Raw genomic sequence first — 10,436 nt, forward strand, 5'->3', positions numbered from 1 at the left:
TGTCGTGCCCGGCATCGCTGGCTGCGAGGCCTTCGGGGCTGTCGAGATTGGCGGTCCTGACGATATCGGCCGTGGTGCTCGGCCGTCCGCCGGTCGGGTCGTCGATCGCCACGACCCAGGCCACCACACCGAGCACGAGCACCAGCAGCGCCCCGAAGGCGAGGCGGGCGATCGGCAGCGACCGGCCGGGCCCCACCGGGGGCGCGGCACTGGGCTGACGCGCCTTGCGGCGGGTGAGCGGTGCGCTGAGGTCGCTCATGGTGCACTCACGGCGAGGTCAATCCGGCTCGAATCGCAACGGGGCGGCGACTCGCCGCCCCGTCCGGGCATCATGATCCATTAACCAGTAACGGAGTGTTAACCGGCGACGCGATCGACCTTGGGCGGGTAGGCCGGGTCGGTCTCCTCGCCGTTGATCAGCTTGAGCGCGTACTGCAGCTGGTTGTCCTTTTCCTTGTCGGCCGGCACGTAGACCGACGAGCCGACGGTGGCCTGCTCCTCGGTGCCGCCGCCGATCTGGCCGGGCAGCGCGGCTTCGCCGAGGATCTCGTCGCGGCCCTTGAACTCGTCCGGCACGTCCTGGGTCACGACGATGTCGGGCTGGATGCCCGCGGCCTGGATCGAGCGGTTGTTGGGCGTGTAGTAGCGTGCGGTGGTCAGCCGCATCGCGCCATCGGCGCCGAGCGGGATGATCGACTGCACCGAGCCCTTGCCGAACGAGCGGGTGCCCACCACGGTGGCGCGCTTGTGGTCCTGCAGGGCGCCGGCGACGATCTCCGCCGCCGAGGCCGAGCCGCCATTGATCAGCACCACCAGCGGCACGTCGGCGATGCGCTGGTCGAGCGCGTCGGGCTTGGCATCGTAGCGCGCGCTCTCGGACTCGATGCGGCCCCGCGTCAGCACCACCGCTCCCTGCTTGAGGAAGGCGTCGGACACGAACACCGCCTGGTCCACCAGCCCGCCCGGGTTGTTCCTCAGGTCGAGGATCAGGCCCTTGGGCGGCACGCCGTTGCGCTGCTTGTAGACGTCGTCGATCGCCTTCTGGATGCCCACGAAGGCCTGCTCGGAGAAGCGGGCGAGGCGGATCACCCCGACATCGCCTTCCATGCTCAGGCGGGCCGCACGGGTGGCGATGATGTCGCGCGTCAGCTCGAACTGCAGCGGCTCGTTCACGCCTTCGCGGATCACCGTGATCTTGATCTTGGTGCCGACCTGCCCGCGCATCTTCTCGACAGCCTGGTCCAGCGTCAGGCCCTGCACCTGCGTGCCGTCGAGCTCGACGATGAAGTCGCCAGCCAGGATGCCTGCCTTGGCCGCCGGCGTATCGTCGATCGGCGAGACCACCTTGATCACGCCCTCTTCCATCTGCACCTCGATGCCTAGCCCGCCGAACTGGCCGGTGGTATCCTCCTGCACGTCGGCGTAGTCGATCGGCTCCATATAGCTCGAATGCGGGTCGAGCGAGGTCAGCATGCCCTGCAGCGCCGCGTGGATCAGCTGGCGCTCGTCGGGGGCCTCGACATACTCGGCCCGGATGCGGTCGAACACTTCGCCGAACAGCGACAGGTCGGAGTAGATCTCGTCAGGCGTGCGCGGCTCGACCGCCGGCACCGCGGCCTTGTCCTGCGCCACCAGCGGGGCGCAGGCGACCCCGAGGGCGAACAGCACAGCCGCCGACACGGCGGTACGGAAGGGCGTCAGGCGCATGGGGATTCATCCACTCTGGGTTGGAGTCGCCGGCTGCGCCCACCATCCGGTGGGGTCGACGGGCTCGTTGTTCTTTCGCATCTCAATATAAAGCGTCGGCCGGGAGACACCAGCGCTGGTGGCGACGGCGCGCCCAATTGTCTGTGATCCCATGCTGCCGACGGGCTCTCCCAGCATCACGAACTGGCCGATGTCGACATCCACCTTCTCGAGACCGGCCAGCAGGATCGTGTAGTCCTGCCCGGCATTGAGGATGACGATTTGGCCATAATTGAGGTAGTTGCCCTTGTAGAGCACCCAGCCGTCGGCGGGGGCCACCACCTGCGCCTCGGCCCGCGTCACCACCGAGAGGCCGCGCGAGATGCCGCCGAAGCCGTCGCCCGCCCCGTATTCGATCACGGTGACGCCGCTCGTGGGCATGGCGAGGAAGCCTCGCGCCTGCGCGAAGGGCACTGCCGGCTCCCTCCGCTCGCTATTGGCGAGCGCGATGCGGATGGTCTCGCGGTCGAGCGTCGGCACGCTGTTGCCCAGGTTGGCATTGGCCGTGGCCTCGGCGGCAGTGGCGACGGCGGCGGCCCGGCGGGTCAGCTCGCCGATCAGCTGCTGCAGCGAGGTGGCCCTCGCGGCAAGCGCCTCCGCTTCCGCCTCTTCGGCGGCGAGTTCCGCCGTGGCGCGGGCTTCCGACTGCTTGCGGGCGGCGATCAGGGCGCCGATGCGCAGCTGCTCCTCCTCGAGGATGGTGAGGTTCGCCTCGAGCCGGCCCTGCTGCTCGAGCGCCGCTGCCTTGATCTCGCCGAGCCGCGTCAGGTCGGCCATCACCGCATCCGCCTTGGCCTGCAGCTGCGGCAGGATCGCCGACATCAGGATGGCCGAGCGGGCCGAACCCAGCGCGTCGGCCGGATCGACGATCAGTGCCGGGGGCGGGTTGAGCGAGATGCGCTCGAGCGCGGCGAGCACGCCCGAAATGGTGGCATCGGCGCCATCGAGCCGGCCGCGCACCTCGAGCTCCTGCACGATCAGGTCGCCCAGCGTCTCCTCGAGCGCGGCGATGTCGGTTTCCGCCAGCTTGACCCGCTGCGCGGCGGCGATCAGCGCCGCGTTCTGCCGGGCGCGGTCGCCGCGCATCTCCTCGATCTCGCGCTTCAGCGCCTCCGACCGCTCCTGGCTCAGGCTGATCGAGGTCTCGATCTGGTTGAGGGCCTTCTGTTCCTCGCCGGCGACGGCCGGTGCCGTCTCGGCCGGGGCGATCGCCGGCGGATCGGCATCGACGGCGGGACGCAGCTCGAGTTCACTGGTCGCGGCCGGCAAATCGGGCGTCGTCGCCGTCTGCGCCAGCGCCACCGAGCCGAGGGCGAGCCCCAGGGCAAGCCCCGCCATTCCCCTGTGTCTGGACCAGCCGTGTGCCGGCATCACGCTCCCCGGACGCCCCGAATCATTGCCTTGCGACCATAGCGCAGGCCAAGTCTGGTGGCGGGTTTGTCTTTTGCATGGCCTCCGGCCGGCTCATTCGCGGTGGTAGGGGTGGCCGGACAGGATGGTGGTGGCGCGGTAGAGCTGCTCGGCCAGCATGATGCGCACCAGCTGGTGCGGCCAGGTGAGAGGGGAAAAGCTCAGCATCAGGTCGGCGCCGGACAGCATCTCGTGGCCGTGGCCGTCGGCGCCGCCGATGACAAGGCTCAGCGCCGGGCGCCCGGCATCGCGCCAGCGCGCGATCTGCTCGGTCAGGCCGTGCGAGGAGAGCGACTTGCCATGCTCGTCGAGCACCACCCGCACCCCCTCGGGCAGTTGCGCGGCGAGGCCGCGGGCCTCTTCCGCCTTGCGAGCCTCGGCCGAAGCAGCCCGCGACTCGGGCAGTTCGAGCACATCGAAGCCGGTCAGCGCCAGCGGCCTGCCGGCGGCGCGGGCGCGCTCGAGGTACCGGGTCACCAGGTCCCGCTCGGGTCCCTGCTTCATGCGGCCGATGGCGGCTATGGCGATGCGCATGGGTCAGCTGCGGCCCTCGTCACGGCTGGTCGGAGGACGGGGCCGGTGCACGTCCGGGCGGGGGGACGCTCAGCGACCCTCGGCGGCGAAGTCCACCGACCACATCTTCTCGAGATTGTAGAACTCGCGCACCTCGGGACGGAAGATGTGGACGATGACGTCGCCGGCATCGACCAGCACCCAGTCGGCATGCGGCAGGCCCTCGATGCGCGGCTTGTCGAAGCCGGCCTCGCGCAGCGCCTTGACCAGCTGATCGGCGACCGCGCCGACGTGCCGGTTGGAACGGCCCGAGGTGACCACCATGTGGTCTGCCAGCGAGGATTTGCCGGTGATGTCGATTGCCACGGTCTGCTCCGCCTTGGCATCGTCGAGGCACTTGAGCACCAGCTCGATCATCTGCGGTTGCGGCGGCGCCGGGGCGGGCTCGATCTTCTTTCTGGGTGCGGCCATCAACAAATGGCCCCAGCCCATGCACTATCAGCACGGGTCATGCGTGTTTCGGTTGTCCTTGGCTCGTCGGTCCAAATGCTCGCGGAAGCGCAGCTATTGCCGGTTGTCCCATCAAAAGTAGCGACCACACCACTACAGGCGCAATATGACGTCTCGGCCGGCATTCCGCAAGGTTTCGGGCCCGGCATCAATTCGAACCATTCTGTCCGGCACGGCGAAGTGCGGTCGAAGACTGCGGCGAGGTGATGCCATGCAGGTACACCCAGGCCGGCGGCTGCCGGTCGGCGAGGGTCGCCGCCGCCTCCTCGCGCAAGCGGTAGGGCTTCATGGCCGTCGCCGCGCGTGACACGGTGGCGCGGAACGTCGCGCCCGGCCGCGCGTAGACGGCGATCGGCATCAGCCGGGCAATGTCCTCCCAACGCTCCCAGCGGTGGAACTGGGCGAGGTTGTCGGCCCCCATGATCCAGACGAAGCGGGTGCCGGGGCAGGCGGCCACCAGCCACTCCAGCGTGTCGATCGTGTAGCTGAAGCGGTGCGCCGCCTCGACGGCCGTCACCTCGAGGCGCGGATCGGTGAGCAGGGCGCGCGCCGCCGCCACGCGCGTCGCCAGCGGGGCGAGTTCGGCATGGTCCTTCAGCGGGTTGCCCGGCGACACCAGCAGCCAGACCGCATCCAGTTCGAGCCGCCTCAGGCACTGCTCGGCCACCAGCCGGTGGCCTTCGTGCACGGGGTTGAAGCTGCCCCCGAACAGCCCGACCCGGAGGCCGGGGCCGTGCGGGGGCAGCGCGACCATGTCGGGGGAGAGGGTCATGCCGGCGCGGCGAGGCCTGTGGCGCTCAAGGCCGGGTCTGTCCGCTGCCGCGCACGAGATACTTGAAGCTCGTCAGTTGCTCCACCCCCACCGGCCCGCGGGCATGGAACTTGCCGGTCGCGATGCCGATCTCGCCGCCGAAGCCGAACTCGCCGCCATCGGCGAACTGGGTCGAGGCGTTGTGCAAGAGGATGGCGGAGTCGATCTCGGCAAAGAAGCGGCCGACCGCCGCCTGGTCCTCGGCGATGATCGCCTCGGTATGGTGCGACGAATAGGTGCCGATATGGGCGATGGCCTCGCCGACATCGGCTACCACCTTCACCGACAGGATGGCATCCTCATATTCGGTACGCCAATCGTCCTCGCTGGCGGGGACGGCCTCGGGTACGAGCGCGGTGACGGTCGCATCGCCGCGGATCTCGCAGCCCCTGGCGATCAGCGCCGCGATCACCGGCTTGAGGTGCGTGTCCACCGCGTCGCGGTGGATCAGCAGCGTCTCGGTCGCGCCGCAGATGCCGGTGCGCCGCATCTTGGCGTTGAGCGTCACCTCGACCGCCATGGCGAGGTCGGCCGACTTGTCGATATAGGTGTGGCACAGCCCCTCGAGATGGGCGAAGACCGGAACCCGCGCCTCCTCCTGCACGCGGGCCACCAGCGTCTTGCCGCCGCGCGGCACGATGACGTCGATATGGCCGCCGAGCCCCTTGAGCATTTCTCCCACGGCGGCGCGGTCGGTGGTGGGGACCATCTGGATGGCGTCGGCCGGCAGGTTGGCGACGATCAGCCCCTCGACGAGGCAGGCATGGATGGCGCGGGTGGAGTTGGTGCTGTCCGAGCCGCCCCTGAGGATCACCGCGTTGCCGGCCTTCAGCGTCAGCGCGCCGGCATCGGCGGTGACATTGGGGCGGCTCTCGAAGATCACGCCGATGACGCCGAGCGGGGTGCGGACGCGGGCGATGTCGAGCCCGTTGGGGCGGCTCCAGCGGGCCATCACCGTGCCCACCGGGTCCGGCAGGGCCGCGATGGTCCTCAGCCCCTCGATCATCGCGTCGATGCGCCTGTCGGTGAGCAGCAGCCGGTCGAGGAAAGCCTTCGAGATGCCTTTGGTCTGGGCGGCCGCCATGTCTTCGGCATTGGCGGCAAGGATCGCCGCGCGCCGGTCGTCGAGCGCCGCGGCGGCAGCCTCGAGGGCGCGCCCCTTGGCGAGCGGATCGGCGAAGGCGAGGAGGTTGGCGGCAGCGCGGGCGCGGCGCCCCAGCTCGAGCATCAGGGCCGGCAGGCCTTGCTCCTGCTCGCCGAAGATCGCTTCGAAGAGTGCCATCAGATCCTTGCCTCCGCCCCCATCAGGGTCACCATGTTGTCGCGATGCAGCACCTCCGAGCGGGTGTTGAAGCCCAATAGCTCGGCGACGGCCGTCGACTTCTTGCCCTTGACGATGTCGACCTCCTCGCGCCCCAGGCTGGCGAGCCCGCGCGCCACCTCCCGCCCCTCGGGGTCGAGCACCGCGATGACGTCGCCGCGCTCGAACGTGCCGCTTGCCTTCGTCACCCCGATCGGCAGCAGGCTCCGGCCGGTCAGCAGGGCCCGGGCCGCGCCGGCATCGACATGCACCGCGCCCGACAGTTCCAGCGTGCCCATGATCCAGCGCTTGCGCGCCTGCGCCCGGCTCTGGGCGGGGGCGAACAGGGTGTGCCGCGCCCCCTCGGTGAGGGCCTGCAGTGGATGGTCCTCGGTCCCCCTGGCGATGATCATCGCCGTGCCTGCCCCGGTGGCGATCTTGCCGGCCTCGACCTTGGTGGTCATGCCGCCGCGGCTCAGGTGGCTGGCGGCACCGCCCGCCATCGCCTCGATTTCCGGGGTGATCAGCGCCACCTCGGGCAGGTGGCGGGCATTGGGGTCCTTGCCCGGCGGAGCCGAGTAGAGCCCGTCGACATCGGACAGCAGGATCAGGCAGTCGGCCTCGATCATGGTGGCGACGCGCGCCGAGAGCCGGTCGTTGTCGCCATAGCGGATCTCGGCGGTGGCGACGGAATCGTTCTCGTTGATGATCGGGATGGCGCCCAGGCCGAGCAGCGTCGTGATGGTGGTGCGGGCGTTGAGGAAGTAGCGCCGCTCCTCGGTGATGTTGGGGGTGAGCAGGATCTGCCCTGTGACGATGCCATGCGCGCCCAGGGCCGCGGCCCAGGCCTGGCTGAGCGCGATCTGGCCGGCGCTGGCGGCCGCCTGGCTCTGCTCGAGCGGCAGTGCCTTGGCGTCGAGCCCGAGCAGGCGCCGGCCGAGCGCGATGGCGCCCGACGAAACGATCACCAGCGAGCGCCCTTCGGCCTTGAGGGCGGCGAGGTCGGCCGCCAGCGAGGCCAGCCAGTCGGCCCGCAGCTTGCCGGTCTTGCCGTCGACCAGCAGGGCCGACCCGATCTTGACGGTGAGCCGGCGGTAGGGGGCGAGGGCATTGCTCATGCGGCACCACCGCTCGCGGGGTGCCCCTCACCCCGGCCCGCTCCCCGCAGGGGCGAGGGGGCCACGGTGGCGCTGCCGGTGCAGACTGCGTTTCTCCCCCCGTGGGAGAGCGGCAGGGTGAGGGGGTGCCAAGTGAGCAAATCCGGCCGACCCATCACGGCACCCAGGTCGGCTCGGCCTTGCGCCGCTCGGCCTCGACCGCCGCCGCCTTGTCGGCATCGATCTGGGCGATGATCCGGTAGAGAACCTGGTCGACTCCCTCGCCGGTGACGCCGGAGCACGCGAACACCTCGGCCTTGCTGGCGCGCTTGAGCGCCTTGAGCTTGTCCCTTACCGCGCCCTCCTCGAGCGCGTCGATCTTGTTGAGCACGACGATCTCCGGCTTGTCCGCAAGTTCCTCGGCATAGGCAGCGAGCTCGGCGCGGATCGTGCGATAGGCCGTCTTGACGTCGTCCTGCGTGCCGTCGATCAGGTGGACGAGGATTGCGCAGCGCTCGACATGGCCGAGAAACCGGTCGCCGAGCCCCTGGCCCTCGTGCGCGCCCTCGATCAGGCCGGGAATGTCGGCGAGCACGAAATCGCGCTCACCGATCGAAACCACGCCCAGGTTGGGGTGGAGCGTGGTGAACGGATAGTCGGCGATCTTGGGCTTGGCCGCCGATACGGCGGCAAGGAAGGTGGACTTGCCGGCATTGGGCAGGCCCACCAGTCCGGCATCGGCGATCAGCTTGAGCCTGAGCCAAATCCACTTCTCCGTGCCCTCCTGGCCCGGGTTGGCGCGGCGCGGCGCCTGGTTGGCGCTGGTCTTGAAATGCGCATTGCCGAAACCTCCATTGCCGCCGGTGAGCAGGACCAGCTCCTGGCCCACCTCGGTGAGATCGGCGATCAGCGTCTCGTTGTCGTCCTCGAACACCTGGGTACCGACCGGCACCTTGAGGATCGTGTCCTCGCCCTTGGCGCCGTGTCGGTCCTTGCCCATGCCGTGGGTCCCGGTCGCCGCCTTGAAGTGCTGCTGGTAGCGGTAGTCGATCAGCGTGTTGAGGCCATCCACGCATCGGATGATGACGTCGCCGCCGCGCCCGCCATTGCCTCCATTGGGGCCGCCGAACTCGACGAACTTCTCGCGCAGGAAGCTGACCGCGCCGGCGCCGCCATTGCCGGAACGGACGAAGACCTTGGCCTGGTCGAGGAATTTCATCGGTTCACGGGGTCCTGTTGGCCTGAGGCGGCGCGTTTCGCTGCCCAGGCGGCACGCGTCAGTCGGGTGTCGATATGGCGCAGCTCTTCGCCGCGCGCAAGGCAAAGCCGGGACGAGGTGCCGATCTCGATGAATCCGAGCTTTCTCTGGATGGCGAGGGAAGCCTTGTTGAAGTGGAACACGCCGGACTGCACCATCTCGGCGTCCGAGGTCTCGAAGTACCACTCGAGTGCGCCGCGCGCCGCCTCCGTCATGAAGCCGCGGTTCCAGAACGGCTGCGCCAGCCAGTAGCCGATGACGATGCCGTCGACATCGGCATGGAAGCCCACATGGCCGATCAGCCCCTCGCCCGGCAGCTCGATGGTGAAGCCGGTCTCGCCGGCCGGCCGGTCCGGCCGCCAGCTGCGCAGCCAGGCCTTGGCATCGGCCAGCCGATAGGGATAGGGGACGCGCGCCAGGTTGCCCGAGACGGCGAAATTGTCGAGGAACCGCGCCAGCCGCTCCGCATCGATGAGCCTGGGCTGGCGCAGCACCAGGCGTGACGTCGTCAGGGTGACATCCATCAATCATTCCCCAATGCACAATCACACACCGCGTCACCCCGGCGCAGGCCGGGGCCCATCCTGAGGTGTGGCAGCCGATCTGCAGCCATCTCAGGATGGGTTCCGGCCTTCGCCGGAATGACATTGGTGGCGTGGCGAGTCCGAGCCCAAGGACCTAGCTCCATTTCGGCATCTCCAGCCGGTAGCAGACCGTCGCTTCTCCCGCCCGGTTACCGATTGCCTCCAGGTCCTCGCGGAGGAAGACGAAGCCGGCCTTTTCGAGCACGTGCCGTGATGCGAGGTTGGTCTTGAGCGCCCGCGCCTTGATCACCGGAAACAGCCCCGTGGCGAACGCCGCCTCGAGCAGCGCCTTCACCGCCTCGCTCATGATGCCCCTGCCCCAGTACGGCTCGCCCAGCCAGTAGCCCAGTTCCGGCGGCTCGCCGGCGGCAAAGGAGAAGCCGACCACGCCGGCGAACCGGTCCTCGAGGGTGATCGCATAGGGCCGTTCGTCGTCCCGCTGGCTGAACATCTCGACAAAGGCGATGCCGTCGGCCCGGGTATAGGGGTGCGGCAGGCGTGCCAGTCGCTCCGCGATGGTGCGGTTGTCGGCCAGCCGCACCAGTTCGGGGACGTCGCCGCGGATCGGCGCGCGCAGCACCAGCCGCGGCGTCTCGAGGCGCAGCGGCAGTGCATCGCGCTGTCGGCGCGCGCCGAGCCGGGCCGTCGCTTCCTGCAGTGCCCGCGCCTGTTCGGCCGGACCCTTGGGCCGCGGCCTCCGCCGGATGGCGGGGTCGTCCGTCCCGGTCGGCTTCATCATGCGATCCTCAGTTCCGCGCCCACCCGCCGTGACCGGTGCTCGGTCCACACGACAACCTCGCCGTCGTGCAGCGCCCGGTAGCGCAGGCCGCGGGCGGACAGGTGTCGCACGGCGCGTTCGGCAGCCGCGCCTTCGGGGTGCGGCGAGCGATAGTGCGGCACGATGGCATGGTCGATCAGCCCCAGCCCGTCCCAGGGGGTCTCCGCGTCGTAGCCGAGCGGGGCGGCGTCGGGATCGTCCATCAGGTGCATGCCGACCAGACTGGGCGCCGCCACCATGGCGCCGGCACCCGCACCGCCATAGACGATTGCGTCGCGCTCCAGCAGCGCCAGGATCGCCTCGTCGAAGCCCGACTGCTTCATGGCGCGGCGCAAGACGAAGCTGTTGCCGCCGGTGACCCAGACGAGATCGAAGCGCTCGAGGTCCGTCGCCAGCGCCTCGGGCAGGCCGAAATAGGCCCTGAGGTCG

The 10,436-nt window shown here is 69.6% G+C and carries 11 protein-coding genes and 1 pseudogene; all 12 read right to left on the reverse strand.

The window, feature by feature from the left end; translation table 11 throughout:
• Positions 1-259: pseudogene (locus ACE3TU_RS14390) on the reverse strand (hypothetical protein); the annotation flags it as partial.
• Positions 260-357: 98 nt separating this feature from the next.
• Positions 358-1,707, reverse strand: a complete 1,350-nt coding sequence (locus tag ACE3TU_RS14395) for a S41 family peptidase (protein WP_374625346.1) — start codon at positions 1,705-1,707, stop codon at positions 358-360.
• Between the two features lie 6 nt (positions 1,708-1,713).
• Positions 1,714-3,084, reverse strand: coding sequence for a murein hydrolase activator EnvC (locus ACE3TU_RS14400; protein WP_374625348.1), 1,371 nt, complete (start codon positions 3,082-3,084; stop codon positions 1,714-1,716).
• A gap of 126 nt (positions 3,085-3,210) precedes the next feature.
• The gene (rlmH, locus tag ACE3TU_RS14405) at positions 3,211-3,690 is read right to left on the reverse strand and encodes a 23S rRNA (pseudouridine(1915)-N(3))-methyltransferase RlmH (RefSeq protein WP_374625350.1); all 480 of its coding nucleotides are present in this window, start codon (positions 3,688-3,690) and stop codon (positions 3,211-3,213) included.
• Between the two features lie 69 nt (positions 3,691-3,759).
• On the reverse strand, positions 3,760-4,140 hold the full coding sequence (gene rsfS, locus ACE3TU_RS14410) for a ribosome silencing factor (protein ID WP_374625352.1): 381 nt from the start codon (positions 4,138-4,140) through the stop codon (positions 3,760-3,762).
• Positions 4,141-4,327: 187 nt separating this feature from the next.
• The gene (locus ACE3TU_RS14415; protein ID WP_374625354.1) at positions 4,328-4,951 is read right to left on the reverse strand and encodes a nicotinate-nucleotide adenylyltransferase; all 624 of its coding nucleotides are present in this window, start codon (positions 4,949-4,951) and stop codon (positions 4,328-4,330) included.
• A gap of 25 nt (positions 4,952-4,976) precedes the next feature.
• Positions 4,977-6,272, reverse strand: a complete 1,296-nt coding sequence (locus ACE3TU_RS14420; RefSeq protein WP_374625356.1) for a glutamate-5-semialdehyde dehydrogenase — start codon at positions 6,270-6,272, stop codon at positions 4,977-4,979.
• Positions 6,272-7,408 carry a glutamate 5-kinase gene (gene proB, locus ACE3TU_RS14425; RefSeq protein WP_374625358.1) on the reverse strand — a complete coding sequence of 379 codons (1,137 nt, stop codon included), beginning with the start codon at positions 7,406-7,408 and terminating at the stop codon, positions 6,272-6,274. Before proB ends, ACE3TU_RS14420 begins: the two co-directional genes overlap by 1 nt.
• A gap of 154 nt (positions 7,409-7,562) precedes the next feature.
• The gene (obgE, locus tag ACE3TU_RS14430) at positions 7,563-8,606 is read right to left on the reverse strand and encodes a GTPase ObgE (protein ID WP_374625360.1); all 1,044 of its coding nucleotides are present in this window, start codon (positions 8,604-8,606) and stop codon (positions 7,563-7,565) included.
• Positions 8,603-9,169, reverse strand: coding sequence for a GNAT family N-acetyltransferase (locus ACE3TU_RS14435; protein ID WP_374625362.1), 567 nt, complete (start codon positions 9,167-9,169; stop codon positions 8,603-8,605). The genes obgE and ACE3TU_RS14435 overlap by 4 nt, the downstream gene beginning before the upstream one ends.
• 154 nt (positions 9,170-9,323) lie before the next feature.
• Positions 9,324-9,968, reverse strand: a complete 645-nt coding sequence (locus ACE3TU_RS14440) for a GNAT family N-acetyltransferase (protein ID WP_374625364.1) — start codon at positions 9,966-9,968, stop codon at positions 9,324-9,326.
• On the reverse strand, positions 9,965-10,436 hold a 472-nt coding region (locus ACE3TU_RS14445), incomplete at its 5' end, for a Type 1 glutamine amidotransferase-like domain-containing protein (RefSeq protein WP_374625366.1). The genes ACE3TU_RS14440 and ACE3TU_RS14445, both read right to left, overlap by 4 nt.

The sequence above is a fragment of the Devosia sp. genome, assembly GCF_041917035.1.
GTDB lineage: Bacteria > Pseudomonadota > Alphaproteobacteria > Rhizobiales > Devosiaceae > Devosia_A.